The organism is Microbacterium sp. STF-2 (genome assembly GCF_034650155.1).
GTDB lineage: Bacteria > Actinomycetota > Actinomycetes > Actinomycetales > Microbacteriaceae > Microbacterium > Microbacterium maritypicum_A.
In genome coordinates this window covers 176,636-202,019 of sequence record NZ_JARKMW010000002.1, presented here as the reverse complement: position 1 = coordinate 202,019, position 25,384 = coordinate 176,636, and the positions used below count along the sequence as shown (strand labels likewise).

Below are 25,384 nucleotides of genomic sequence, written 5' to 3'. Positions count from 1 at the left end.
GCGTGCCTGCAACGGGACGCGAAGTCGGTCCAAAGGGTTGAACACAATCCAACGGGCTGGTACAGTCGGGGAACGCCGCAGGCGAAGCCGATCGAAGGAGATGGCCGTGACAGACCCCCGCACCTCACCCCGAGCAGCGTCCGATGACCCGGAATACGCGGCGAACCTGCGCCGCGCGACCCTCGCGTCGAGCATCGGCAGCGCGCTGGAGTACTTCGATTTCGCGCTCTACGGCCTCTCCACGGCGCTGATCTTCAATGTGCTGTTCTTCCCGCAGGATGACCCGGCGATGGCGACGGTCGCCGCGTTCGCGACCTTCGGCGTCGGATTCCTCGCGCGTCCGTTCGGCGGCCTGTTCTTCGGCGTCCTGGGTGACAAGCTCGGGCGCAAGTGGGTCCTGGTCGCGACCATCGTGCTGATGGGCGGCGCCTCCACCGCGATCGGACTGCTGCCCACCTACGCGGCGATCGGCGTGTGGGCACCGATCCTGCTGGTGCTGATGCGGCTGCTGCAGGGTTTCGGAGCGGGTGCCGAGCAGGCGGGGGCGACGGTGCTGATGGCCGAGTACGCGCCGGTGAAGCGCCGGGGCTTCTTCTCGGCACTCCCGTTCGTCGGCATCCAGGCGGGCACACTGCTCGCCGCGGTGGTCTTCGGCCTGATCACGCTGCTCCCCGAGGACCAGCTGCTGAGCTGGGGATGGCGCGTGCCCTTCCTCGCCTCCTTCGCGCTGATCCTGCTCGCACTGTTCATCCGGATGCGGCTGCGCGAGACGCCGACGTTCATCGAGCTCGAGAGGCACGAGCAGATCGCCGACCGCCCCATCAAGGAGATCTTCACCCACGGCCTGCCCGGCGTGATCGTCGGCGTGGGGCTGCGGATGGCCGAGAACGGCGGCTCGTACATGTTCCAGACGCTCGGTCTCGCCTTCTTCGTCACGGTCGTCGGCGACAACGCCGACAAGAGTCTGCTCACCTGGGGCGTCACCCTCGGCTCGCTGATCGGCGTCTTCTCCGTGCCGTTCACCGGCCACCTCTCCGACCGCTTCGGGCGCCGTACCGTCTACCGCTTCGGAGCGGTCTTCATGCTGGTCTACACGTTCCCCGCGTGGTGGCTGCTGTCGCTCGGGAACTACGCCGTGGCCATCGGTGTGATCGCGATCGGCATCGGCGTCGCCGTGAACAGCATGCTCGGACCGCAGTGCGCCATGCTTCCCGAGCTCTTCGGAAACCGTCACCGCTACCTGGGCGTGGCGATGGCCCGCGAGATCTCGGCTGTGCTCGCCGGTGGCCTCGCCGGTGTCCTCGGTGCCTACCTGATCGCGGTGAGCGACGGCAACTGGGTGCTCCTGGCCATCTACATGGCTGTGCTGGCCCTCATCACCACCGCGTCGACATTCCTCGCTCCCGAGACCCTCCGCCGTGACCTCACCCGTGTCGACGACGCGATCAAGGTCTCGCGCGGGGAGGGCGGCGACGACGTGTTCGCCACCACGGTGTCGATCAAGGCCGTCGGACGATGACGGCGCTGCCGGCGGGACTCGCCGCTTTCGATCTGACCGGGCGCACGGCGCTCGTCACCGGATCGAGTCAGGGCATCGGCAGGACCCTCGCCGAGGGCCTCGCCGGTGCAGGAGCGACCGTCGTCGTGCACGGGCGCGATGCCGCGAAGGCGCAGGCGGCGGCGGGAGAGATCGCACAGGGCACGGGAGCCGTCGTGCACAGCGTCGTCTTCGACGTGACCGAGGCGGCGGCGGTGGATGCCGGCATGGGCGAGGTGGAGCATCTGGTCGGCACTCCCGACATCCTCGTGAACAACGCCGGTGTCCAGCGCCGTGCGCCGATCGCCGAGTTCGCCGACGAGGATTGGGATGCCCTCGTGCAGACCAACCTCTCCAGCGTCTTCCACCTGTCGCGACGGGTCTCCGCCGGGATGATCGCGCGCGGCTCGGGCAAGATCATCCAGATCGGCAGTGTGCAGTCGCAGCTCGCCCGTCCCTCGATCGCGGCGTATGCGGCGACCAAGGGCGCGATCGTGATGTTCACGAAGGGGCTGTGCGCCGATCTCGCCCCGCACGGTATCCAGGCCAATGCGATCGCGCCCGGATACTTCGCCACCGAGCTCACGAAGGCTCTCGTCGCCGACGAGCAGTTCTCGGAGTGGGTCCGCGGGCGCACACCCGCCGGGCGCTGGGGTGACACCGCGGACCTCGTCGGGGCCCTGCTGTTCCTCGCGAGCGGCGCGAGCGACTTCGTCAATGGACAGACGCTGTTCGTCGACGGCGGCATGACGGCGGTCGTCTGATGCGTCTCGGACGAGTCGCCACCACCGGAGGCCCCCGGTGGGTACGGCAGGCGGCCGACGGCTTGATCCCGGTGACGGATCCGTTCGTCGCCTTCGCCGAGGGGCAGGAGCCGGAGGATGCCGGGCCGCGCATCGAAGGCACGGTCATCGCGCCGGTGGATCCGCTGGTGATCGTCGGCATAGCCCAGAACGGACCCGCCCACGTCTCTCCCGTGCAGGCGTGGCTCAAGAGCCCGCGGACGGTGACCGCCGGCGGCGTCGACGTCGTCCTGCGCCGCGATGCGGGCGGCCAGGTCGCCGAGGGGGAGATCGCGGTCGTGATCGGCCGCCCGACCCGGGGGCTGACCGCGCAGACCGCGCACGAGTACGTGCTCGGGGTCACCGCGGTGAACGACCTCTCGAGTCCGGAGCGCGCGGCGTTCGATCCGCGAAATTTCGAATCGAAGTCGGGGGAGGGGTACACGCCGCTCGGCCCCTGGATCGACACCGCAGCCGGGATCGACGATGTGCGCCTCCAGGTGGAGGTCGACGGACGCCCGGTCGCCGAGACCGGAAGCCGGGAGTTGCCGATGTCGATCCGCGACTGCCTCGCCTACGTGGCTGCGTGGTCGCCGCTCGGCCCGGGCGATGTCGTCATGACGGGTGCTCCGCACTCGCAGGCGCCCGTGGGGCCGGGGCAGATCGTGACCGTCAGAGTGGCGGAGATCGAGTTGGTCACGGCTTTCGTGTGACCGAGGAAGGAGCGCGGTGAACAACCTCGCCGTGGTGGCGCACGCCGCCGAAGACCTGCGGATCGATGACATCGGCGCGCCGGTGCCCCGACCGGACGAGGCCGTCGTGGGCATCGCCTACGGCGGCATCTGCGGATCCGACCTCCACTACTGGCAGCACGGCGCGGCCGGTGCATCGGTGCTGCGCGAGCCGATGATCCTCGGGCACGAGGTGTCCGGGGTCGTGGCCGTCGCTGCGGCCGACGGCACGGGACCGGCCGTCGGCACCCCCGTGGCCGTCCATCCGCTCACCGCGCACGGCGACGGTCGCACGCCCTGGCCCCCCGAGCATCCGAATCTCGCACCGGCCTCGACGTATCTCGGGTCGGCGATGCACCTGCCGCACACGCAGGGAGCCTTCGCGCGGCGCGTGGCGCTCCCCGCGCGCATGCTGTATCCGCTTCCTTCCGGCCTCGACCTGCAGACGGCGGCGCTGGCAGAGCCCGCAGCCGTCGCCTGGCACGGGGTGCAGAGGGCGGGGGGTGTGCGGGACCGGCGAGTGGTCGTGATCGGCGCCGGACCCATCGGTCAGCTCGTCGCCGCCGTCGCCCAGCGTGCCGGCGCGTCCTCCGTGACCGTCACCGACTTGCATCAGCGGCCGAGGGAGATCGCCGAGGCGCGCGGGATCCGAGCGATCGATGCGCGGGCCGAGACCGAGATCTCCGAGCTGTATGCCGATGTCGTGATCGAGTCGAGCGGAACGGTTCCGGGGCTCGACGCCGCCGTCTCCGCTGCTGTCCGCGGGGGCACGGTGGTGATGCTGGGGCTCCAGCGCGGGGGCGCGGTTTCCGCGCCGATGGCCACGGCGATCACTCGCGAGCTCACGCTGCGGGGATCCTTCCGCTTCGGCGCGGAGTTCGGCGAGGTCATCGCCGCCCTCGCCGATGGCAGCCTCGACGTGCGCGGTATCATCAGCCAGGTGGTGCCTGTGGACGACGCGCTCGACGCGTTCGCACTGGCCGCCGACCCCGCGAGTTCCTGCAAGGTGCTCGTCGACTTCGGCCGGGAGGCATGAGTGTGCGCGTCGTCGTGATGGGCCCGAGCGGTTCGGGCAAGTCGACCGTGGGTGCGTTCCTCGCCGAGAGCCTCGGTGCGCGCTTCATCGACGGCGATGATCTGCATCCGGCCGCGAACGTCCGCAAGATGGCGGCCGGGGTGCCTCTGGACGACACGGATCGGCTGCCCTGGCTCCGTCTGGTCGGCGAGACGCTGCAGAGTGAGGACCGCGTCGTCGTGGCGTGCTCGGCGCTCAAGCGCGTCTATCGCGACGTCATCCGGACCGGAGCGCCCGAGACGTTCTTCGCCGAACTCGCTATCGGTCGCGCGGTGCTCGAGGAGCGGATGCGGCTGCGGGCCGATCACTTCATGCCGGCGGCGCTCCTGGACTCGCAGCTCCAGACGCTCGAATCGCTCGAGGCCGATGAGGCTGGAATCCGGGTGGACGAGTCGGCGGACGTCCGGACCGCGGCCGCCGTCATCGCCGAAGCGGCACAGCGGCGCTGAGAGTTCGGGGCAGAGCGTGCGGAAACGGCTCTGCGGCCGGCGGTCAGTCCTTGCGGTATCCCGAGCGTCCCATCGCGAACAGCGCGATGAACGAGGTGACGGCTGCGCACACGGTCATGGCGCCGATCAGCCAGAGGAGTGCGTGCGAGAGGAAGGCGCCGTCGAGCATGGGGGTTCTCCGTGTTCTGCAGAAAAAGGACCGGTGTCCTCAGCCTATCGGGTCATCCGGTACCATTGAGGCTGTACCTCGGCGAGGGATGCTTCTGCGCGTGCGCGAACATCCGTTATCGACGCGGCGAAGCAAGCCCGGTGGCTTTCCTCCTGCGTCAGCGAGTTCGAAAATTCCAAGACCACCGCGCGGCGCCTTCGCTGCGTGTCCCGAAGGAGAACCCATGTCTGAAGACACCAAGGTCCAGGCCGAGCTCCGCGAGAGCTTCGGCAAGGGCTTCGCCCGCCGCCTCCGCGCCGCCGGCAAGATCCCCGCCGTCATCTACGGCCACGGCACCGAGCCGGTGCACGTCGCGCTGCCGGGCCACCAGGTCTCGCTCATCATCCGTCGCGCCAACGCGCTTCTCGAGCTCGACATCGAGGGCAAGGGCCAGCTCGCCCTCGTCAAGGACGTCCAGCGCGACCCGGTGCACCAGATCATCGAGCACATCGACCTGCTCGTCGTGAAGAAGGGCGAGAAGGTCGCCATCGACGTCCCGATCGTCGTCACGGGCGAGTCCGCTGCCGGCACCATCGTCAACCTCGACGCGACCACGCTGTCGATCGAGGCCGAGGCCACGCACATCCCGCAGAACATCGAGGTCTCCGTCGAGGGACTGGAAGAGGGCGCGCACATCACCGGCGCCGACGTGAAGCTCCCCAAGGGCTCCACGCTGCTCTCCGACCCCGAGGTCCTCGTCGTGGCGATCTCGGTCCCGGCTGCACCCACCGAGGATGACGAAGAGGCCGCCGAGGCCGGCGAGGCCACCGAGGCTGCCGAAGAGGCCGCCGCGGAGTGACCTCCGACTGATTCATCACAGAGGGGACGCGATCCGATCGCGTCCCCTCTGTCGTATCCTGACCGGGGCTGCGCACCCGGCGGGGAGAGGACGACGACATGGCATCGACCTGGCTCGTGGTGGGGCTCGGCAACCCCGGCCCGCGATACGAGGCCACGCGACACAACATCGGGCAGATGGTGGTCGATGAGCTGGCATCGCGGCGCGGCGAAGCCTTCCGTGAGCACAAGGGCGGAGCCCGCGTCGTCGAGACGTGGGTGCGCCCCGGCGCGGACAAGCTCGTGCTGGCCAAGCCGAACACCTTCATGAACGTCTCGGGGACCCCGGTGGCGGCGCTGGCCCGGTTCTACTCGGTGCCGCCGGAGCAGGTGATCGTGGTACACGATGAACTCGACATCCCGTTCGACACGGTCAAGCTCAAGACCGGGGGAGGACACGGCGGACACAACGGTGTCCGTGATGTCGCACGGGCGCTGAGCACTGCCGACTTTCCGCGTGTGCGGGTGGGCATCGGACGTCCGGTCGGGCGTCAGGATCCCGCGGACTGGGTGCTCGCCCCGTTCGGCAAGGAAGAGCGGCCGAACCTGCCGATCCTCATCGCCGACGCCGCCGACGCGGTCGAGCTGCTGGTCGACGAAGGCCTTCTCGCGGCACAGCAGAAGCACCACGCGCCGCGCTGAGACGGCCGCTGCGGGGTCGTGGCCCGGTCAGGCCGTATAGGTCGACAGGCCCGTCGCAGCGCCCGCGGTCAGCGCGACGACCAGGGCGATGAAGAAGATCACCGACGCCAGGACCGCGACCACGAGAGCGGCGATTCCTGCGCCGCGGCCACGCTTCTTGGCGATCGCGACGATACCGAGCACGATCGCTGCGATGCCGACGAGGGTCCCGAGCCAGAAGGAGAGCTCCGCCCAGAGCACCTGGTCCCGTACCGGGGTGAGCACGCGGAGGTCGTCGGCGGTGACCGATGCGCCGTTCGGGAGGAACCGACCGATCTCGAACGCGCTGATGCCCACGACGATCGCCGGCACCACCGCCGCGACGAGCGCGAGAACCAGCGCAAGTGTTCCGAAGAGTCCGGAGGTGGACGGTGTCGCGGCGTCGGGCACCTGATAGGCGCCGGCCGGGGTCGCGTAGCCGCCGACAGGCACCTGGTAGGCCCCGGGAGGGGCTGCCGGATACCCGGGCGCGGGCGCTGCCGGGTAGCCGGAGGGCGTTGCCGGAGGATACGGGGCACCCGCCGGGGGATACGCGGGAGCTGCAGGGGGATACGCGGGAGCTGCAGGGGGATACCCGGGGGCGGTCGGCGGCGGGAACGCGCCGGTCGCGGGCGACGCAGACGGGTCGGAGGGCACGGCACCGGGCGGGGGAGGCAGCTGCGGATCAGTCACGCCCCCATCCTAAGGCGAGGCTCAGACGCGCCGGAGCAGACCCACCCGGTCGTACACGTCGGAGAGGGTCGCGTCGGCGACGGCGTCAGCGCGCGCGGCGTTCTCCGCCAGGATGCGATCGAGCTCGGCAGGATCGTCGAGCAGCTCGAGGGCCCTGGCACGCACCGGCTCGAACTCGTTCACGACGACCTCGGCAAGACCCTTCTTGAAGTCGCCGTAACCGCGACCCGCGTATTCGTCCTCGATCGCGGCGACCTGGCGCCCGGTGAGGGCCGCGTAGATCGTGAGCAGGTTCGAGACGCCGGGCTTGTTCTCGCGGTCGAACCGCACCGATCCCTCGTTGTCGGTCACCGCACGCATGATCTTCTTCGCCGACTTCGCCGGGTCGTCGAGCATCCACAGCACGCCGGCATCGCTTTCGGCCGACTTCGACATCTTCGACGTCGGGTTCTGCAGGTCGTAGATGCGCGCGGTCTCCTTCTGGATGACCGGCATCGGCACGGTGAAGGTCTCGCCGAAGCGCGAGTTGAAGCGCTCGGCGAGGTCGCGCGTGAGCTCGACGTGCTGCTTCTGGTCGTCACCCACCGGCACCACGTCGGTCTGGTACAGCAGGATGTCGGCGGCCATCAGCACCGGGTACGTGAACAGTCCGACGCTGGTCGAGTCCGCGCCATACCGGGAGGACTTGTCCTTGAACTGGGTCATCCGGCCGGCCTCGCCGAAGCCCGTGATCGTGCTGAGGATCCACGCGAGCTCAGCGTGTGCTCGCACGTGCGACTGCACGTACAGCGTCGACAGCGACGGCTCGATGCCGGCCGCGATGTACTGGGCGGCCGTGCGACGCGTCTTCTCGCGGAGCTCGGCCGGATCCTGCGCGACCGTGATCGCGTGCAGGTCGACGACGGAGAAGAACGCGTCGTAGGAGCTCTGCAGGTCCCGCCACTGGAGCAGCGCGCCGATGTAGTTGCCGATCTGGAGGGAGTCGGCGGAGGGCTGCATTCCGGAGTAAAGGCGAGGTTTCGTCACGGAGTCAATCCTATGGGGTGCGTGCCGTGCCCCTACGATGGGCGCATGGCCTCCGTATCCCCGCGCTCACGGTCGCGAGGGGATCGGGCCCTCTATGTCGAGATCCTCATCGTCGCGCCCCTCGACGAGGTGTGGCGGCTGACGCAGGATCCGGCCTCGCACGTGCGCTGGGATGCGCGTTTCAGCGACATCGTGCCGCAGCGCACCCGAGCAGACGGTGCGCAGGACTTCCGCTACGAGCTCGATCTCGTGGTGCACACGATCCGCGGGACCGGCGTATCGCACGCCACGAAGGAGAGCTCCACGGGAGAGCGCACCTCCGCGCTGCTCTTCGACACCGACGACGCGCTCTCGCCGCTCGGAACCGGGCGCGGCTACTGGCGCTACGTGCCGACGGAGAAGGGCGTGCGATTCCTCACCGGCTACGACTACGCACCGGGATGGGGATGGCTGGGACGCGTTCTCGATCCGCTGGTGACCCGACGGTTCGTCTGGTGGCTCACCGCCCGCAGCTTCGATCGTCTCCGGTTGTGGGCCGAACTGGGCATACCTCCGGAGGAGACCAGCGGCTGGCGGTCGCTCCGGCGCGGGTACCGACCACGCGCACGCAACTGCCTCTCGCGCCCCCGGCGCACCGGGCGGACCATCATGGAGGACGCACCGGTATCCCTCGAGGAGATCGCATGACGACCGGGACCGGGATCTTCGAGCGCGCACTGGGAGCCGACTTCGCGCGCCTCCATCCGCAGCTGCAGCGCCGCTTCGGGGTCGGCGTGGACGCCGGATACGGCTGCATCGGACGCGGGGTGATGTCCGAGGTCCGGCGAGGCCCGTGGTGGACCCTGCCTTTCCTGCTGATCGGCACGTTCCGCAACATCCTGTTCCCCGAGCGGGGGCGGGATGTGCCGTTCCGGATCGACAACCTGGCCTACGTCGACGACTTCGGTCGCGAGACCGTGACCTTCGTGCGGACGATGGACGTGCGCCCCGGCCGCCGCCGCCGATTCGACGCGACCATGATCTACAGCGACGCACGTCGACGGGTGGTCGACTATCTGGGTACGCACCAGCACCTGGCCGTCGACCTCGATCTGGCCGTCACCGACGACGGCGGGCTCCTGCTCACCTCGGGCGCACAGCGCTTCTACGAGGGGCCCATCGCCTTCCGCTTCCCGATGCTCTTCAGCGGGCGTGCTCGGCTCATCGAGCGCTACGACGACGAGCAGGAGCGGTATCTGATCGACCTCGAGATCCACAACGATGTCTTCGGGTTCCTGTTCGGCTACCGCGGTGCCTTCACCTGCGAGTTCGTCGGCGGACCGGCTCCGGAGACCGTCAAGCCGTACCGCGAGGAGATCCGCGAGTGACCGCGCGCGGAGCCGCCTTTCTCGAAGCGCTGGGGGAGGAGGCGGAGAGGCTTCATCCCGAGATCCTGGCGCAGATGCGCGTCGAGGCGAGGAACGACGGAGCCGAGGGGATCTTCGCGGTCGCCGGCAGCCGGTTCGGGCGCCTCGCCGCCCTCGCGTCGCCCCTCGTCGGGCCGCGGCTGCTCGTCACGCGGTTCGGCCGCGACGTGCCCTTCCGGATCGATACCGTGTCCGGTCGATCGCCCTCGGGACGGCCGACGCTCGACACGGTCCGTGAGTTCCGTTTCGCCGACACGACACAGCACGTCGTCGACCGGCTCTTCGCGACGGGACATCCCGGCCTCGTCCAGAATGCGCTGGGGTCGAGGGGGCGGGTCGAGATGCTCGAGGAGTGCTCGGTGACCGACGACGGTGCGCTGCGTATGCGCACGCGGGCCGTCGCGCTGCGTCTCGGCCGATGCAGGATCGCGTTGCGCGGGATTCTCCGCATCGACGTCGATCTCGTCGACGGCTGGGACGACACCCACGACCGACGCACCATCGAGATGCGCGCGACGAGTCCCGTGCTCGGGACCGTCCTGGAGTACCGGGGATGGTACCGCTACGCGGATGCCACCCTCGGCGCCGCTCAGTAGCGGTAGTCGACGACGACGGGCGCGTGGTCGCTCCAGCGCTGGTCATAGGCCGCAGCGCGTGCGACGTGGTAGGTCTCCACACGCTCGGCGAGTGCAGGCGTCGCCAGGTGGTAGTCGATGCGCCACCCGGAGTCGTTGTCGAACGCCTGCCCGCGCATCGACCACCAGGTGTACGGTCCGTCGACCTCGCCGTGGAACTTCCGCCCCACGTCGATCCAGCCGAGGCCGGTGCCCACCGTGCCGTCGACACCGGAGACCTCCGCGCCGGCCTCGCCGAGGAACCGATCGAAATACGCGCGCTCGCGGGGAAGGAAACCGGCCTTCTTGCGGTTGCCTCGCCAGTTCTTGATGTCGAGCTCGCGGTGTCCGACGTTCAGGTCGCCGGTCACGAGGGCGAGGGCGCCGTCGGCGCCGAGTTCAGCGAGCCGCGTGCCGAACGCGTCGAGGAACTTCCACTTCTCATCCTGCTTCGGGGTGTCGGCCTCGCCGGAGTGCACGTAGGCGCTCACCACGGTCAGCGGACGGTCGCCGATCAGGTAGTCGGCCTCGATCCATCGCCCCTTGGAGTCGAAGTCGTCGGGTCCGAAGGCGGTGCGCGAGGCCAGCGCAGGCGTGCGACTGGCGATGGCGACGCCGGCACGTCCCTTCGCGGTGGCCTCGTCGTGGACGAGCGACCAGCCGGGGAGCGCGGCCTCGAGATGCTCGTCCTGCCCGCGCACCTCTTGCAGCGTGAGGATGTCGACTCCGGCGTCGTCGAGCCAGGAGCTCATCCCGTTGCGAGCCGCCGCTCGGATTCCGTTGACATTGACCGTGGCGATACGCAGATGAGGCATGGTCACAAGCCTAACGAGCGCTGCCGACATCCCGTCCCGGTCGGTGCAGTTCGGAGAGCAGACGCTGGGCGAGCGGCGTGCTCGGATCGGGCGGCGGGGGAGGAGAGGCCTCGAGGTCGGCGAGCTCCTGCTCCGCGTCGCGCACGGCCTTCGCCGCGCTCCACGCGCGGTACCAGGGCGCGGCTTCACGTGCGGCATGGGCTTCGCGCACGCGGATGCGCGCAGCCGTCAGCAGGGCCTGATACTCCGCCATGCGGCGCTCGGCCTCGGTCAGCGTGAGGAGGGGCAGGTCGCGGTCCTGTGCAGCGACCGCGATCCACGAGGAGGCCACCAGCATCACCACGCCGTTGATGCGGAACCAGAGCAGCAGACCGATGAAGATCGCGAACGTCGCGAGCAGCGGGTTGGACGGGGTGTAGCTGAGGAGGAACCCCGCACCGAACTGCAGGATCGTCATCGCGCCGCCGCCCAGGAGAGCGCCGGGCCAGATCGTCTGCCAGTGCAGGGAGGTCCCGGTGAGGAATCGGACCATCGCCGCCAGGGCGCCCGACATCAGCGCGAAGGAGACGATGACGGCGCCGATGCGGATGAGGATCACCCCGTTCGAGCTGGAGTCCCAGCCGAGCAGACCGAGGAACCAGCTCAGGATCGCGGCGCTCGCCGAGCTGAGGACCGAACCGGCCACCAGGGAAGCTCCGAAGATCACCGCCGCGAGCAGGTCGCGCGCCTTCAGGATCACGTAGCTGCGACGATCGGGCGGCAGGCCGAAGATGTCTCTGGTCGCACGACGAGAGAACGTGACCCAGCCGATCGCGGTCCAGATCACGGTGCCGAGCGCGATCAGACCGGTGACGCTCAGCACTCCGGTGGTGCTCGCCGCGATGTCCTTCACCTGATCGGGCGTGACCACACCGCCCTCGGGAAGGATCAGATTGGGGATGTAGCTGTTGATCATCGCGATGAGGGCGTCGACGGCTTCATCGCTGCCGCCGAGCCAGAGTCCGGCGATCGCGAAGGCCAGGTAGATCGCGGCGAAGATCGCGAAGAGGGCCTGGTAGCTCACGCCCGCGGCGAGGAGGAATCCGTTGTGCTGCAGGAAGTGGCGCCAGACGCGCACGGGGAACAGCCCGAGGGTGCGCTGCGTCAGCGCGGTCGCGCGCTCGACGGCCGCATCGAGGCGACCGGGGTCGGTCGCAGAGCCATCGGGTTCGGACACCTCCCCACCCTATCCAAGAGCGGAACGGGCGTGAGCAGGGCAGGAACGCAGAACAGGCGGCCCCGGAAGGGGACCGCCTGTTCTCGCGTTGTTGCCTGTCGCGGCGTCAGGGGCGACCGCGGAGCACGGCCTGCTTGACCTCGGCGATCGCCTTGGTCACCTCGATGCCACGGGGGCAGGCCTCGGAGCAGTTGAAGGTGGTGCGGCAGCGCCACACGCCTTCCTTGTCGTTGAGGATGTCGAGGCGGACAGCCGCGTTGTCGTCACGGGAGTCGAAGATGAAGCGGTGCGCGTTGACGATCGCCGCCGGCCCGAAGTACTGGCCGTCGGTCCAGAACACGGGGCACGACGAGGTGCACGCGGCGCACAGGATGCACTTGGTGGTGTCGTCGAAGATCTCGCGGTCGGCGATGGACTGGACGCGCTCCTTGCCCTTCTCCGGAACGGAGCTGGCGACGAGGAACGGCTGCACCTCGCGGTACGACGCGAAGAACGGCTCCATGTCGACGACGAGGTCCTTCTCGAGCGGCAGACCCTTGATCGCCTCGACGTAGATCGGCTTCGAGATGTCGAGGTCCTTGATCAGCGTCTTGCAGGCCAGGCGGTTGCGGCCGTTGATGCGCATGGCGTCGGAGCCGCAGATGCCGTGGGCGCACGAGCGCCGGAAGGTGAGCGAGCCGTCGACCTCCCACTTGATCTTGTGCAGGGCGTCGAGCACACGGTCGGTGGAGTAGAGCTCCACGTCGTAGTCGACCCAGTGCGGCTCGGAGTCGACCTCCGGGTTGAACCGGCGAATGTTGAACGTGACGATGAAGGACTGGATGCCGGTCTCTTCGGTCGTATCGGCAGGTGCCTCTGCGATGGCGGTCGACATGCTCAGTACTTCCTCTCCATCGGCGGGTAGTTGAACTCGCCCTGATCGTTCTTCGTGAAGACGACCGGCTTCCAGTCGAGCTTGATGTGGTCGCTCGGCGTGGAGGAGTGCGGATCACCGGTCAGGTAAGCCATGGTGTGCTTCATGTACTTCTCGTCGTTGCGCTTCGGGAAGTCGTCGCGCATGTGGCCGCCGCGGCTCTCCTCGCGGTTCTGCGCGGCGTAGACGACGACCTCGGCGATGTCGAGGAGGAAGCCCAGCTCGACGGCTTCGAGCAGGTCGGTGTTGAACCGCTGACCCTTGTCGTCGACGTGCACGTTCTTGTAGCGCTCACGCAGCTCGGCGATGACGCCGAGCACGTGCTGGAGGGAGTCGTGCGTGCGGAACACCTGCGCGCCCTTGTCCATCTCGTCCTGCAGCGTCTTGCGCAGGACGGCGATGCGCTCGGTGCCCTGGTTGTTGCGCAGGTCCTCGAGCATGCCCGACACGAACCCGGCGGGGTTCTCGGGGAGGGGGACGAACTCGGCGGTCTTGACGTACTCGACGGCGTTGCGGCCGGCGCGCTTGCCGAAGACGTTGATGTCGAGCAGCGAGTTGGTGCCGAGGCGGTTGGCGCCGTGCACCGAGACGCATGCGCACTCGCCCGCGGCGTAGAGGCCGGGGACGACGGTGGTGTTGTCCGCGAGGACCTCGCCGTCGTTGTTGGTCGGGATGCCGCCCATCGCGTAGTGCGCGGTGGGCATCACGGGCACGGGCTCGACGACCGGGTCGACACCGAGGTACGTGCGGGCGAACTCGGTGATGTCGGGGAGCTTGGTCTCGAGCACCTCGGCGCCCAGGTGCGTGCAGTCGAGCAGCACGTAGTCCTTGTGGGGGCCGGCGCCGCGCCCGTCCAGGACCTCCTGCACCATGCAGCGCGCGACGATGTCACGCGGGGCGAGGTCCTTGATGGTGGGGGCGTAGCGCTCCATGAAGCGCTCGCCGGAGGCGTTGCGCAGGATCGCGCCTTCGCCTCGTGCGCCCTCGGTGAGGAGGATGCCGAGACCGGCGAGCCCGGTCGGGTGGAACTGGAAGAACTCCAGGTCCTCGAGAGGGAGTCCCTTGCGCCACACGATGCCGACGCCGTCACCCGTGAGGGTGTGCGCGTTCGAGGTGGTCTTGAAGATCTTGCCGAAGCCGCCGGTCGCGAAGATCACGGCCTTGGCCTGGAAGACGTGCAGCTCGCCGGTGGCCAGGTCATATGCGACGACGCCGGAGACCTGGGTCTTGCCGTCGGCGTCCTTCACCGTCAGCAGGTCGAGCACGTAGAACTCGTTGAAGAAGTTGATGCCGAGCTTGACGCAGTTCTGGAACAGCGTCTGCAGGATCATGTGGCCGGTGCGGTCGGCGGCGTAGCAGGCCCGGCGGACCGGGGTCTTGCCGTGCTCGGCCGTGTGTCCGCCGAAGCGACGCTGGTCGATCTTTCCCTCGGGCGTGCGGTTGAACGGGAGGCCCATGTTCTCGAGGTCGATGACCGCGTCGATGGCCTCCTTCGCGAGGATCTCGGCGGCGTCCTGGTCGACGAGGTAGTCGCCGCCCTTCACGGTGTCGAAGGTGTGCCACTCCCAGGAGTCCTCTTCGACGTTCGCGAGGGCTGCCGCCATGCCGCCCTGCGCCGCACCGGTGTGCGAGCGCGTGGGGTACAGCTTGGAGATCACCGCGGTCTTCGCGCCAGGGCCCGCTTCGATGGCGGCACGCATGCCCGCTCCACCGGCTCCCACGATCACGATGTCGAACTGGTGGTAGTGCACGCCGTCACGGACGACGGAATCCTGCGTCTCGGTAGTCACTTCTCGTATGCCTTCTTCTAGTTCCCGACGATCGCGGCGCATTCGGACCAGAGGACGCTGTCCTCGGTCACACCCAGGCACGGGTCGAACGTGAAGACCACGAGCGTGCCGAGGATGATGAGCAGGCCGGCGGCCAGCCCGAGCGCCCAGACCAGCGCCTTGCGCGCCGTGCTGTTCGTCACGTAGTCGTTCACGATGGTGCGCATGCCGTTGGCGCCGTGGATGAGTGCGAGCCACAGCATCAGCACATCCCACCACTGCCAGAACGGCGTGGCGAACTTGCCCGCGATGAACGCGAAATCGAGGGCGTGGATGCCTTCGCCGACCATGAGGTTGACGAACAGGTGACCGAAGATCAGCACGACGAGCACGACGCCCGAGACGCGCATGAAGATCCAGCCCCACTTCTCGAGATTGACGCCGCGGCGGCGACGAGCCGGGGCGGCGGCGATGGTCTGTGCAGACATCAGTGTCCCCCTCCGAATCCGGCGAACGCGAGCATCAGGTGGCGGGGCACGAAGCCGGCCATGATGATGCCCCACACCAGCAGGACGCCCCAGAACAGCTGGCGCTGGTACTTGGCGCCCTTCGACCAGAAGTCGACGGCGATGATGCGCAGGCCGTTCATCGCGTGGAACACGATGCCGGCGACGAGCACGACCTCACCGAGGGCCATGATCGGGTTCTTGTATGTCCCGATGACGGCGTTGTACGCCTCCGGTGACACCCTGATCAGCGCCGTGTCGAGCACGTGCACCAACAGGAAGAAGAAGATGGCGACTCCGGTGATGCGGTGAAGCACCCACGACCACATGCCTTCGCGACCCCGGTAGAGGGTGCCGCGGGGGGTCTTGGACGTGGTTTCCGAAATCGACGGTGTCAAGCGGGCGCTTGTGGACACGGTCGTCCTCCCTGGATCGATGTGACTCGGTCGCGTGCGCTGCGCTTGTCCAAGTGTGAGCCTGTCGAAGTGTCAGGCACGCCCGATCGCTGTCCATCCTATTCCTGTCAGATCACTGGGAGCGACGAAGGGGAGCCTAAGTGTCTCGATGTCGAGAGGATCGCTGCGGCTACCCTGGGCAGGGTGAGCACACCCATCGAGGACTTTTACGCAGTGATCCCCGCCGGCGGCATCGGCAGCAGGCTGTGGCCGCTCTCTCGTGCGGATGCACCGAAGTTCCTGCATGACCTGACGGGATCCGGACACTCCTTGCTGCGCGACACCTGGGATCGGCTCGTGCCGCTCGCCGGTGCGGATCGGATCGCCGTGGTCACCGGCCGGGCTCACCGGGCGGCCGTCGAGGCGGAGTTGCCGGGGATCCCCGACCTGAACGTGTTCCTCGAGTCGGAGCCGCGCGAGTCGGCAGCCGCGATCGGGCTCGCCGCGGCCATCCTGCACCGTCGCAATCCCGACGTGATCATCGGCTCCTTCAGCGCGGACCACGTGATCCGCGGCACCCGGGTGTTCGAGTTCGCCGTGCGCGATGCGGTCGAGGTGGCGCGTGAGGGCTACATCTGCACGATCGGCATCACGCCGACCGAGCCGGCGATCGGCTTCGGCTACATCAAGATGGGACCCGAGCTCGTCGTCGACGGTGCGCGTGAGGCCGCGCTGGTGGAGAGCTTCGTGGAGAAGCCCGACCTCGAGACCGCCAAGGCGTACATCGCCGACCGCGGCTACCTCTGGAACGCGGGCATGTTCATCGCCAAGGCCGGTGTGCTGCTGGAAGAGCTGGCCGTGAACGAGCCTGAGCTGCACGCGGGACTGCTCGAACTCGCCGAGGCCTGGGACGATCGCGACCGTCGTGGCCCCGCGGTCGATCGGATCTGGCCGCGACTGAAGAAGATCGCCATCGACTACGCCGTCGCCGAGCCCGCCGCCCGACGGGGACGCCTCGCCGTGGTCCCCGGTCACTTCGACTGGGACGACGTGGGGGACTTCGCGTCGCTGACGAAGCTCATCACCAACGGTCGCAAGAACGACCTCGCCGTGCTCGGCCCGAACGCGCGTGTGCTCACGGATGGTGCGAGTGGGATCCTCGTCAGCCAGACGTCCCGCGTCATCAGCCTGGTGGGGGTGCAGGACATCGTCGTGGTCGACACCCCCGACGCGCTGCTGGTCACGACGGTGCAGAATGCGCAGCGGGTGAAGAGCGTCGTCGAGTCGCTCAAGCTCACCGGTCGCGGGGACGTGCTCTGACGTCTGCTCCGATGAGCAGGCGGAGACGCTCATCGGCTGTCTTGATTTCAGCTTGGTAACCATTGGCCAGCACGTGCGGCACGGGCGTACACAAAAGCCGAAACAGTAGGTAACTTTGATCGATCCGCGATGGCCGCGGTTTCGTTGAGGGAGGCATCAGTTGACCATCTCCACCACCAAGAAGCTGCTCGGCGTCACCGTCGCCGCTGGCGTCGTCTTCGCACTCGCCGGTTGCGGCCAGGCTCCGACAGACAAGCCCGCCGGCTCCGGCGAGCCGGTTGCCTCCGACTTCCTTCCCTGCCTCGTCTCCGACGCCGGCGGATGGAACGACAAGTCGTTCAACCAGTCCGCCAAGGAGGGCATGGACAGCGCCGCCAAGGAGCTGGACATCAAGCCGCTCGAGTTCGAGTCGGCCAATGACAACGACTACGCGCCGAACCTCGAGACCGCGGTCTCGGAGGGCTGCTCGCTCATCGTCTCGGTCGGCTTCAAGCTGTCCGCCGCGACGGTCGAGTCGGCTCTCGCGAACCCCGACATCGACTACGCGATCATCGACGACTGGGCCGACAACGACTTCGACGGCAACGTCGATGCTCCCAACATCAAGCCCCTGGTCTTCGACACGGCTCAGGCCGCATACCTCGGTGGTTACGCCGCCGCGTCCTGGTCCGCGCAGAGCGGCGTGAACAAGGTCGGCACCTTCGGTGGAATGCAGATTCCGTCGGTCGCCGTGTTCATGGACGGCTACCAGCTCGGTGTCGAGAAGTACAACGAGGACAAGTCCGCTGCGGTCGAGGTCTTCGGCTGGGACGAGGCCACGCAGAAGGGCTCGTTCACGGGCGGCTTCGACGCGAACGACACCGCCAAGCAGACCGCACAGGGTGTGCTCGACCAGGGCGTCGACGTCATCCTCCCGGTCGGCGGCCCCGTCTACCAGAGCGCGGCTGCGGCGATCGCCGACAGCGGCAAGGACACCCTGATGCTCGGTGTCGACAGCGACCTCGCCGTCGCCGACCCGAGTGTCGCCGGCATCACGCTCGTCTCGATCATGAAGGCGATCGACGTCGCCGTGAAGGACGCGACCATGGCCGCGGCCCAGGGCGAGTTCGACCCGGCCCCGTACGTGGGCACGCTCGAGAACGAGGGCGTCAAGCTCTCCGGCTTCGGTGACTTCGAGTCGAAGCTCCCGGAAGGTCTGACCGACGAGCTCAAGACTCTGCAGGAGCAGATCATCTCGGGCGACATCAAGGTGGAGTCCCCGAACTCCCCGACCTCCAAGTAAATCCGTCGCAGTTCCCGCACGGGGCGAGTGGTGAGCAGGATGCCACTCGCCCCGTGTCGTGGACGCACGATGATCCCCCTGGAAGACTCGTCTGGATGGCTCTTCTGGATGACTCTTCTGGATAAGGTGCAGATATGAAGCTCGAACTTCGCGGCATCACCAAGCGATTCGGCACCCTCGTTGCCAACGACCACATCGATCTGGTGGTCGAACCGGGTGAGATCCACGCGCTGCTCGGTGAGAACGGCGCAGGCAAGTCCACCCTCATGAATGTCCTCTACGGTCTGTATCAGGCCGACGAGGGCGAGATCCTCCTCGACGACGAGGTGCAGCGCTTCCGCGGTCCCGGTGACGCGATGGCTGCGGGGATCGGCATGGTCCACCAGCACTTCATGCTCGTCCCGGTGTTCACCGTGGCCGAGAACGTCATGCTCGGACATGAGCAGACCAAGGCCCTCGGCACGCTCGACATCGCGAAGGCGCGAGAGCACGTGCGATCGGTCGCGGCCCGCTTCGGCTTCGACATCGACCCCGACGCGCTGGTCGGAGATCTTCCCGTCGGCGTGCAGCAGCGCGTCGAGATCATCAAGGCGCTGTCGCGTGACGCGAAGGTGCTCGTGTTCGACGAGCCCACCGCGGTGCTCACTCCGCAGGAGACGGATGAGCTGATGGGCATCATGCGTCAACTGCGTGACGAGGGCACGGCGATCGTGTTCATCACGCACAAGCTCCGTGAGGTCCGCGAGGTCGCGGACAAGATCACGATCGTGCGCCTCGGCAAGGTCGTGGGTGAGGCTTCGCCCACAGCGACGAACTCCGAGCTGGCATCGCTCATGGTCGGCCGCGCGGTCGAGCTCACCGTGCACAAGGAGCCGCCGCGCCTGGGCGAGGGCGGCTTCGAGGTCACGGGTCTGCGCGTTCTGACGCCCACCGGCGCCATCGTCGTCGACGGGGTCGATTTCGCCGTCCGGCCGGGGGAGGTGCTCGCGATCGCGGGCGTCCAGGGCAACGGTCAGACCGAGCTGGTGGAGGCCATCGTCGGTCTCGCCGCCCGTGTCGAAGGCAGCATCCGACTCGACGGCAACGAACTCGTCGGCAAGAGCGTGCGGGCGATCCTCGACGCCGGCGTCGGCTTCGTGCCGGAAGACCGGACGGAAGACGGCCTGGTGGCCGGATTCTCCGTCGCCGAGAACCTGATCCTCGACCGTTCGGACGACCCGGCGTTCAGCCGCGCCGGCACGCTGCGGCGTGGAGCACTCGACGAGTTCGCCCGTGCGCGCATCAAGGAGTACGACATCCGCACGCAGGGTCCCGAGACCCCCGCCGGCACGCTGTCCGGCGGAAACCAGCAGAAGGTCGTCATCGCCAGGGAGATGAGCCGCGATCTGCGCCTTCTCGTCGCGGCGCAGCCCACCCGCGGCGTGGACGTCGGCTCGATCGAGTTCATCCACAAGCGGATCATCGAGACGCGTGACGCGGGTGTGCCCGTGATCGTGGTCTCCACGGAGCTCGACGAGGTCGCAGCTCTCGCCGATCGGATCGCGGTCATGTACCGCGGCACGATCGTCGGCATCGTCCCCGGCGACACGCCTCGGGAGACGCTCGGACTCATGATGGCCGGAGCGGCCGAAGGGGAGGTGGCCGCGTGAGCGGAGCGACGCCCGGCGCAGGAGATGTGACCAAGGGGATCCCGCCGCAGGAGCTCGCCACGAGCACCGGCACGGTCCCGCGCGACCCTTCCGACGTGCCGCCGCCCCCGCGCGGCAACGTCATCCTCAAGGAGATCCTCCGCGGCAGCGCCGTGACCACGATCCTCGCGATCGTGCTGGCGCTCATCGTCGGCGGCATCCTCATCGCGCTGACGAACGAAGACGTCCAGGCGGCATCCGTCTACTTCTTCGCGCAGCCCGGTGACACGTTCGTCGCCGCCTGGAACGCCGTCTACAACGGATACGAGGCGCTGTTCCGCGGGGCGATCTTCAACGCCCGTGGCGCGGACTTCGCGGCGCAGATCCGACCCCTCACCAACACGCTCGGCTTCGCGGCACCGCTCATCGCGGCCGGCCTCGGCGTCGCGCTGGCGTTCCGCGTCGGGCTGTTCAACATCGGTGCTCGCGGTCAGATGCTGATCGGCGTCGCCGTCGCCGCGCTGCTGACGTTCTCGCTCGACCTGCCGATCTGGCTGCACATCCCGGTCACGCTCATCGCCGGTATCGCGGGCGGTGCGCTCTGGGGTGCGATCGCGGGACTCATCAAGGCGCGCACCGGTGCGCATGAGGTGATCCTCACGATCATGCTCAACTACATCGCGTACTACCTGCTGCTCTGGATGATCCGCACCCCGGGTCTGCTGCAGAAGCCGGGCACCAACCAGGCCCTCGGATCGGCGACGCCGGAGAGCGCGCAGTTCCCGACGCTGCTCGGACCGCAGTTCCCCCTTCTCGACCTCGGCTTCGTGATCGTGATCGTGGCGACCCTGTTCGTCTGGTGGCTCATCGAGCGCTCGTCGCTCGGCATGCGGATGCGCGCCGTGGGCGAGAACCCGCACGCCGCGCGGGCCGCGGGCATCAGCGTGCAGCGCATCTACGTGTACGCCATGCTCTTCGCGGGCGGCCTCGCGGGCCTCGCGGGCATGAATCAGATCCAGGGAGCGGTGACCACGGGTGTCACCGAGACGATCGATGCCGGTATCGGCTTCGACGCCATCACCGTCGCCCTCCTCGGGCGCAGTCGCGCCTGGGGCACGTTCGCTGCCGGCATCCTGTTCGGCGCCCTCAAGGCGGGGTCGTTCTCGATGCAGGCACAGGACATCCCGGTCGACATCGTGCTCGTCGTGCAGTCGCTCGTCGTGCTGTTCATCGCCGCGCCGCCGCTGCTGCGCACGGTGTTCTTCCTCCCCAAGACCGATATCGAGAAGGCGGCACGGCTCAGAGCCAAGGCCGCGAAGAAGGCGGTGGCGGCATGATGTCCCTCGTGCAGACCCAGGCCGCCGACGGCACGGTGCAGCTCGCGACCGTGAAGGAGCGGCACCTCAAGGCGCCGATCGTGCTGGCCGGAGCGACCGTGCTCCTGGCCCTGCTGTTCCTGCTCGTGCCGCGCGACGGCATCAGCACGTTCCGCCTTTCCGACCAGTCCTCGGCGCTCGCGCTGCCGGATGTGGCGCTGCCGACGGCCTCGACCTTCTGGGTCGTGTTCGGCATCCTCGTGGTGCTCACGGTGGGGGCGTTCCTGCGGGCATGGACCTACCGTCCGCCGTCCCTGTGGCTCGTGATCGCCTTCAGCGTGCTGGCCGTCTTCGCGTTCCTCGTCTGGGCCTCCGCCGGCGGACTCGTGCCGGTCACGAGCCTGCTGTTCGGCGCGGTCTCGCTCTCGGTGCCCCTGGTGTTCGGCGCTCTGGGCGGTGTCATCGGCGAGCGTGCCGGCGTCGTGAACGTCGCGATCGAGGGGCAGCTGCTTCTCGGTGCCTTCTCGGCAGCGCTCCTGTCGAGCATCACCGGGAACCCGTTCGTCGGCCTGGTCGGGGCGATGATCGGCGGCGTCCTGGTGGCTAGTGTCCTCGCCGCTTTCGCGATCAAGTATCTGGTCGAGCAGGTCATCGTCGGTGTCGTCCTCAACGTGCTCGTCACCGGTCTCACCGGCTTCCTCTACGGCGCACTCCTCGCTCCGAACGAGGCGACCCTGAACACGCCCGTGCGATTCCCGCGCGTCGAGATCCCGGTCCTCAGTGACATCCCGATCATCGGGCCGGTGCTGTTCAACCAGACCTTCATCGGGTACCTGATGTTCATCACGGTCGCCGTGGTGGCCTGGGGCCTCTACCGCACCCGGTGGGGTCTGCGGCTGCGTGCCGTCGGGGAGCACCCGCAGGCGGCCGACACCGTGGGTATCAAGGTGAACCCGACCCGGTTCTGGAACGTGCTGCTCGCCGGCGCGATCGCCGGCATGGGAGGTGCGTACTTCACCCTCGTCTCGGTGCCGCAGTTCGGCAAGGACATGACGGCCGGGCTCGGCTTCATCGCCCTCGCCGCTGTGATCTTCGGCCGATGGGATCCCATCCGTGCGACCCTCGCGGCGCTGCTGTTCGGTTTCGCGACCAACCTGCAGAACCTGCTGTCGATCCTGAAGACGCCCATCCCGGGCGAGTTCATGCTGATGCTGCCGTATGTCGTGACGCTGCTCGCGGTCGCCGGATTCGCCGGGCAGATCAAGGCCCCTGCCGCAGACGGCAAGCCCTACATCAAGTCGTAGCCCTGCCGGAAGAGAGAATCATCGCAATGACCGACATCGACTGGGATGAACTGCGCCAGGTCGCCACGGATGCCATGACGAAGGCGTACGCGCCGTACTCGCGCTACCGCGTGGGTGCGGCCGCCCTCGTCGGCGACGGCCGCATCGTGGCCGGCTGCAACGTGGAGAACGCGTCGTACGGTGTGACGCTGTGCGCGGAGTGCGCGCTGGTCGGTGACCTGCACATGTCCGGCGGCGGCCAGCTCGTCGCGTTCGTGTGCGTCAACAACGAGGGGCAGACGATCATGCCGTGCGGACGCTGTCGCCAGCTGCTGTTCGAGCATGCGATGCCCGGGATGCTCCTGGAGACCGTCTCCGGCATCCGCACGATCGACGAGGTGCTGCCCGATGCGTTCGGGCCGCGCGACCTGGAGGAAGCACGATGACCGCTGGACAGGCTCAGGGAGCCATCGAACCGTTCGACGCGATCGATGTGATCCGCGCCAAGCGCGACGGGGGTGCCGTGCCCGAGGCGGAGCTGCGGTGGATGGTCGATGCCTACACCCGCGGCTATGTCTCGGACGCGCAGATGGCGTCGTTCGCGATGGCGATCTTCCAGCGCGGCATGGAGCGCGACGAGATCCGCGTGCTGACCGACGCGATGATCGCGTCGGGGGAGCGGATGAGCTTCGCCTCCCTCGGCAAGCGCACGGTCGACAAGCACTCCACCGGTGGCGTCGGCGACAAGATCACGCTGCCGCTCGCCCCGCTGGTCGCCTCGTTCGGCGTGGCCGTGCCGCAGCTGAGCGGTCGCGGGCTCGGTCACACGGGCGGCACGCTCGACAAGCTCGAGTCGATCCCCGGATGGCGCGCTGCTCTGAGCAACGAGGAGATGTTCGCGCAGATGCAGGGAGACGTGGGTGCGGTCATCTGCGCCGCCGGCTCCGGCCTCGCACCCGCGGACAAGAAGCTGTATGCGCTCCGCGACGTCACCGGCACCGTCGAGGCGATCCCGCTGATCGCGTCGAGCATCATGTCGAAGAAGATCGCCGAGGGCACGGACGCTCTCGTGCTCGATGTGAAGTTCGGCTCCGGTGCGTTCATGCAGGACATCGATCGCGCCCGCGAGCTCGCCCGCACCATGGTCGCTCTCGGCACCGACTCCGGGGTCGCGACGACCGCCCTGCTGACCGACATGAACGTCCCGCTCGGCCTTGCGATCGGCAACGCGAACGAGGTCCGTGAATCCGTCGAGATCCTCGCCGGTGGCGGACCCTCCGATGTGCGCGAGCTCACGATCGCCCTGGCACGCGAGATGCTCGCCCTCGCAGGACAGCCGGACGCCGACGTGGAGGCCGCTCTCGACGACGGCCGCGCCATGGACACCTGGAAGGCGATGATCCGCGCTCAGGACGGAGATCCGGATGCCGCGCTCCCGACGGCGCGCGAGACCCACCAGGTGCTCGCCCCCACCGACGGAATCATCACGCGCATGGATGCCCTCCCGTTCGGGGTCGCTGCCTGGCGTCTCGGCGCGGGGCGCGCCAGGGCGCAGGACCCGGTGGTCTTCGAGGCAGGCATCGATCTGCATGCGAAGCCGGGCGATCGCGTCGTCGCCGGCCAGCCGCTCTTCACCCTCTCAGCCGCCGACGATGCCCGGTTCGGCAGGGCTCTCGACGCCCTCGATGGTTCGTGGGAGATCGGGGATGAGGCGCCGGTGACCGGCCCCATCGTCCGTGAGCGCATCACGGCGTGACGGCGGACCGCTAGCCTGAACTGAGCACATCCGCGACCGAGAGGATCACCATGTCGATCGATGCGAACGGCGACGTCACACTTCAGGGGGTCTCCCTGCGGAGCCTTCCCAAGGTGTCGCTGCACGACCACCTCGACGGCGCGCTGCGGCCCGCCACGATCATCGAGCTCGCGGACGCGATCGGCCTGGAGATTCCGGAGTCCGACCCGAAGGCGCTGGGATCGTGGTTCGCGAAGCAGAGCGATTCCGGTTCGCTGGTCGAGTACCTCAAGACGTTCGACCTCACGACCGCCGTGATGCAGACGCAGGAGGGCCTCACCCGTGTCGCACGGGAGTTCGTCCAAGACCTCGCCGCCGACGGCGTGATCTACGGCGAGGTGCGCTGGGCGCCCGAGCAGCACCTGGCTCGCGGCCTCACGCTCGAACAGACGGTGGAGGCGGTGCAGCAGGGCATCGAAGAGGGTGAGGACGCCGCGGACCGCTCGGGACGCAGCATCCGCGTCGGGCAGCTGATCACGGCGATGCGGCACACCGATCGCGCCCTCGAGATCGCCGAACTCGCGGTCGACTTCCGCGGACGCGGTGCCGTGGGCTTCGACATCGCCGGTCCTGAGGATGGCTTCCCGCCGTCGAACCACCGCAAGGCGTTCGACTACCTCGCCGAGAACTTCTTCCCCGTCACCGTGCACGCGGGAGAGGCGGCGGGTCCCGCCTCCATCCGCTCGGCTCTGCTGGACGGACGCGCGCTGCGGCTCGGCCACGGTGTGCGCATCGCCGAAGACCTCGAGGTCATCACCCAGGAGGGCGACGAGGTGCAGGTGCAGTTCGGCGACCTCGCGCGCTGGGTCCGCGACCGCGAGATCCCGCTCGAGCTCTCGCCTTCGTCGAACCTGCAGACCGGGGCCATCGCCGCGTGGGGCAACACCATGGTGGACCACCCCTTCGACCTGCTCTACCAGCTCGGGTTCGCGGTGACCGTGAACGTCGACAACCGCACCATGAGCGCCACGTCTCTCACGCGTGAGCTCGCCCTGCTCGTCGAGGCGTTCGAGTACGACCTCGACGACCTCGAGACCTTCCAGTTCAACGCCGCCGCCGCGGCGTTCCTCCCCGTCGAGGAGCGCGAGGAGCTCGTGGAGATGATCGCCGAAGGCTTCGACGCCTGAC

General features: G+C 68.3%; 27 protein-coding genes. 18 read left to right on the top strand and 9 right to left on the bottom strand.

What is annotated here, in order from left to right:
• Positions 1 to 100: 100 nt before the first annotated feature.
• From MicroSTF_RS14900 to MicroSTF_RS14880, 5 genes are read left to right on the top strand one after another with little or no spacing between them, the layout of a single operon-like run.
• Positions 101 to 1,519 (top strand): MFS transporter, encoded by a 1,419-nt coding sequence (locus tag MicroSTF_RS14900; RefSeq protein WP_315070195.1) that lies wholly within the window; start codon positions 101 to 103, stop codon positions 1,517 to 1,519.
• A complete protein-coding gene (locus tag MicroSTF_RS14895) occupies positions 1,516 to 2,301 on the top strand; it encodes an SDR family oxidoreductase (RefSeq protein ID WP_292768443.1) in 786 nt (261 codons plus the stop codon). Before MicroSTF_RS14900 ends, MicroSTF_RS14895 begins: the two co-directional genes overlap by 4 nt.
• A complete protein-coding gene (locus tag MicroSTF_RS14890; RefSeq protein ID WP_315070197.1) occupies positions 2,301 to 3,032 on the top strand; it encodes a fumarylacetoacetate hydrolase family protein in 732 nt (243 codons plus the stop codon). The genes MicroSTF_RS14895 and MicroSTF_RS14890 overlap by 1 nt, the downstream gene beginning before the upstream one ends.
• A 16-nt stretch (positions 3,033 to 3,048) precedes the next feature.
• The gene (locus MicroSTF_RS14885; RefSeq protein ID WP_315070199.1) at positions 3,049 to 4,086 is read left to right on the top strand and encodes an alcohol dehydrogenase catalytic domain-containing protein; all 1,038 of its coding nucleotides are present in this window, start codon (positions 3,049 to 3,051) and stop codon (positions 4,084 to 4,086) included.
• Complete coding sequence (locus tag MicroSTF_RS14880; protein ID WP_021199723.1) at positions 4,083 to 4,574, top strand: gluconokinase; 492 nt, start codon at positions 4,083 to 4,085, stop codon at positions 4,572 to 4,574. Before MicroSTF_RS14885 ends, MicroSTF_RS14880 begins: the two co-directional genes overlap by 4 nt.
• Before the next feature lie 43 nt (positions 4,575 to 4,617).
• Here the strand turns inward: MicroSTF_RS14880 and MicroSTF_RS14875 are convergent, their stop codons facing one another.
• Complete coding sequence (locus MicroSTF_RS14875) at positions 4,618 to 4,743, bottom strand: hypothetical protein (RefSeq protein ID WP_017828452.1); 126 nt, start codon at positions 4,741 to 4,743, stop codon at positions 4,618 to 4,620.
• 223 nt (positions 4,744 to 4,966) lie between these two features.
• Between MicroSTF_RS14875 and MicroSTF_RS14870 the strand changes: the two genes are divergently transcribed.
• Together MicroSTF_RS14870 and pth are read left to right on the top strand one after the other, a co-directional pair.
• Positions 4,967 to 5,581 carry a 50S ribosomal protein L25/general stress protein Ctc gene (locus MicroSTF_RS14870; protein WP_021199722.1) on the top strand — a complete coding sequence of 205 codons (615 nt, stop codon included), beginning with the start codon at positions 4,967 to 4,969 and terminating at the stop codon, positions 5,579 to 5,581.
• Between the two features lie 98 nt (positions 5,582 to 5,679).
• Positions 5,680 to 6,261: an aminoacyl-tRNA hydrolase gene (gene pth, locus MicroSTF_RS14865; protein ID WP_021199721.1), complete on the top strand. Its 582-nt coding sequence runs from the start codon at positions 5,680 to 5,682 to the stop codon at positions 6,259 to 6,261.
• Positions 6,262 to 6,288: 27 nt separating this feature from the next.
• Here the strand turns inward: pth and MicroSTF_RS14860 are convergent, their stop codons facing one another.
• Entirely contained in the window at positions 6,289 to 6,972 is a 684-nt protein-coding gene (locus MicroSTF_RS14860; protein WP_322956761.1) for a hypothetical protein, read from the bottom strand.
• A gap of 21 nt (positions 6,973 to 6,993) precedes the next feature.
• Entirely contained in the window at positions 6,994 to 7,998 is a 1,005-nt protein-coding gene (gene trpS, locus MicroSTF_RS14855) for a tryptophan--tRNA ligase (protein WP_081859695.1), read from the bottom strand.
• A 45-nt stretch (positions 7,999 to 8,043) separates the two neighbouring features.
• On the opposite strand from trpS, the gene MicroSTF_RS14850 reads away from it, so the two are divergent.
• From MicroSTF_RS14850 to MicroSTF_RS14840, 3 genes are read left to right on the top strand one after another with little or no spacing between them, the layout of a single operon-like run.
• Positions 8,044 to 8,685, top strand: a complete 642-nt coding sequence (locus MicroSTF_RS14850) for a hypothetical protein (protein ID WP_081860201.1) — start codon at positions 8,044 to 8,046, stop codon at positions 8,683 to 8,685.
• On the top strand, positions 8,682 to 9,365 hold the full coding sequence (locus tag MicroSTF_RS14845; RefSeq protein WP_021199717.1) for a DUF4166 domain-containing protein: 684 nt from the start codon (positions 8,682 to 8,684) through the stop codon (positions 9,363 to 9,365). Before MicroSTF_RS14850 ends, MicroSTF_RS14845 begins: the two co-directional genes overlap by 4 nt.
• On the top strand, positions 9,362 to 10,000 hold the full coding sequence (locus tag MicroSTF_RS14840) for a DUF4166 domain-containing protein (protein WP_051671218.1): 639 nt from the start codon (positions 9,362 to 9,364) through the stop codon (positions 9,998 to 10,000). Before MicroSTF_RS14845 ends, MicroSTF_RS14840 begins: the two co-directional genes overlap by 4 nt.
• Here MicroSTF_RS14840 and MicroSTF_RS14835 read toward each other — a convergent pair.
• The 6 genes from MicroSTF_RS14835 to sdhC form a co-directional block, all read right to left on the bottom strand.
• Positions 9,994 to 10,833 carry an exodeoxyribonuclease III gene (locus MicroSTF_RS14835; RefSeq protein ID WP_029265719.1) on the bottom strand — a complete coding sequence of 280 codons (840 nt, stop codon included), beginning with the start codon at positions 10,831 to 10,833 and terminating at the stop codon, positions 9,994 to 9,996. The two genes, MicroSTF_RS14840 and MicroSTF_RS14835, sit on opposite strands and share 7 nt — an antisense overlap.
• A gap of 10 nt (positions 10,834 to 10,843) precedes the next feature.
• Positions 10,844 to 12,049, bottom strand: a complete 1,206-nt coding sequence (locus MicroSTF_RS14830; protein WP_322956757.1) for a YihY/virulence factor BrkB family protein — start codon at positions 12,047 to 12,049, stop codon at positions 10,844 to 10,846.
• 106 nt (positions 12,050 to 12,155) lie between these two features.
• Positions 12,156 to 12,923, bottom strand: coding sequence for a succinate dehydrogenase iron-sulfur subunit (locus tag MicroSTF_RS14825; RefSeq protein ID WP_021199713.1), 768 nt, complete (start codon positions 12,921 to 12,923; stop codon positions 12,156 to 12,158).
• 2 nt (positions 12,924 to 12,925) lie between these two features.
• Entirely contained in the window at positions 12,926 to 14,752 is a 1,827-nt protein-coding gene (gene sdhA, locus MicroSTF_RS14820; RefSeq protein WP_021199712.1) for a succinate dehydrogenase flavoprotein subunit, read from the bottom strand.
• A gap of 17 nt (positions 14,753 to 14,769) precedes the next feature.
• Positions 14,770 to 15,219, bottom strand: coding sequence for a succinate dehydrogenase hydrophobic membrane anchor subunit (locus tag MicroSTF_RS14815; protein ID WP_029260561.1), 450 nt, complete (start codon positions 15,217 to 15,219; stop codon positions 14,770 to 14,772).
• Positions 15,219 to 15,653 carry a succinate dehydrogenase, cytochrome b556 subunit gene (gene sdhC, locus MicroSTF_RS14810; protein ID WP_072591539.1) on the bottom strand — a complete coding sequence of 145 codons (435 nt, stop codon included), beginning with the start codon at positions 15,651 to 15,653 and terminating at the stop codon, positions 15,219 to 15,221. Before sdhC ends, MicroSTF_RS14815 begins: the two co-directional genes overlap by 1 nt.
• A gap of 183 nt (positions 15,654 to 15,836) precedes the next feature.
• Between sdhC and MicroSTF_RS14805 the strand changes: the two genes are divergently transcribed.
• The 8 genes from MicroSTF_RS14805 to MicroSTF_RS14770 all read left to right on the top strand — a co-directional run bounded on the left by MicroSTF_RS14805 (position 15,837) and on the right by MicroSTF_RS14770 (position 25,383).
• Entirely contained in the window at positions 15,837 to 16,952 is a 1,116-nt protein-coding gene (locus tag MicroSTF_RS14805) for a mannose-1-phosphate guanylyltransferase (protein WP_029260562.1), read from the top strand.
• A gap of 160 nt (positions 16,953 to 17,112) precedes the next feature.
• Entirely contained in the window at positions 17,113 to 18,234 is a 1,122-nt protein-coding gene (locus MicroSTF_RS14800) for a BMP family lipoprotein (protein ID WP_021199708.1), read from the top strand.
• 134 nt (positions 18,235 to 18,368) lie between these two features.
• A complete protein-coding gene (locus tag MicroSTF_RS14795) occupies positions 18,369 to 19,883 on the top strand; it encodes an ABC transporter ATP-binding protein (RefSeq protein ID WP_021199707.1) in 1,515 nt (504 codons plus the stop codon).
• On the top strand, positions 19,880 to 21,199 hold the full coding sequence (locus MicroSTF_RS14790; RefSeq protein WP_029260564.1) for an ABC transporter permease: 1,320 nt from the start codon (positions 19,880 to 19,882) through the stop codon (positions 21,197 to 21,199). The genes MicroSTF_RS14795 and MicroSTF_RS14790 overlap by 4 nt, the downstream gene beginning before the upstream one ends.
• Complete coding sequence (locus tag MicroSTF_RS14785; protein WP_029260565.1) at positions 21,199 to 22,482, top strand: ABC transporter permease; 1,284 nt, start codon at positions 21,199 to 21,201, stop codon at positions 22,480 to 22,482. Before MicroSTF_RS14790 ends, MicroSTF_RS14785 begins: the two co-directional genes overlap by 1 nt.
• A 26-nt stretch (positions 22,483 to 22,508) precedes the next feature.
• The gene (locus MicroSTF_RS14780; RefSeq protein WP_017828470.1) at positions 22,509 to 22,907 is read left to right on the top strand and encodes a cytidine deaminase; all 399 of its coding nucleotides are present in this window, start codon (positions 22,509 to 22,511) and stop codon (positions 22,905 to 22,907) included.
• Positions 22,904 to 24,217 carry a thymidine phosphorylase gene (locus tag MicroSTF_RS14775; RefSeq protein ID WP_021199704.1) on the top strand — a complete coding sequence of 438 codons (1,314 nt, stop codon included), beginning with the start codon at positions 22,904 to 22,906 and terminating at the stop codon, positions 24,215 to 24,217. Before MicroSTF_RS14780 ends, MicroSTF_RS14775 begins: the two co-directional genes overlap by 4 nt.
• 50 nt (positions 24,218 to 24,267) lie before the next feature.
• On the top strand, positions 24,268 to 25,383 hold the full coding sequence (locus MicroSTF_RS14770) for an adenosine deaminase (protein ID WP_021199703.1): 1,116 nt from the start codon (positions 24,268 to 24,270) through the stop codon (positions 25,381 to 25,383).
• Position 25,384: the final 1 nt, after the last annotated feature.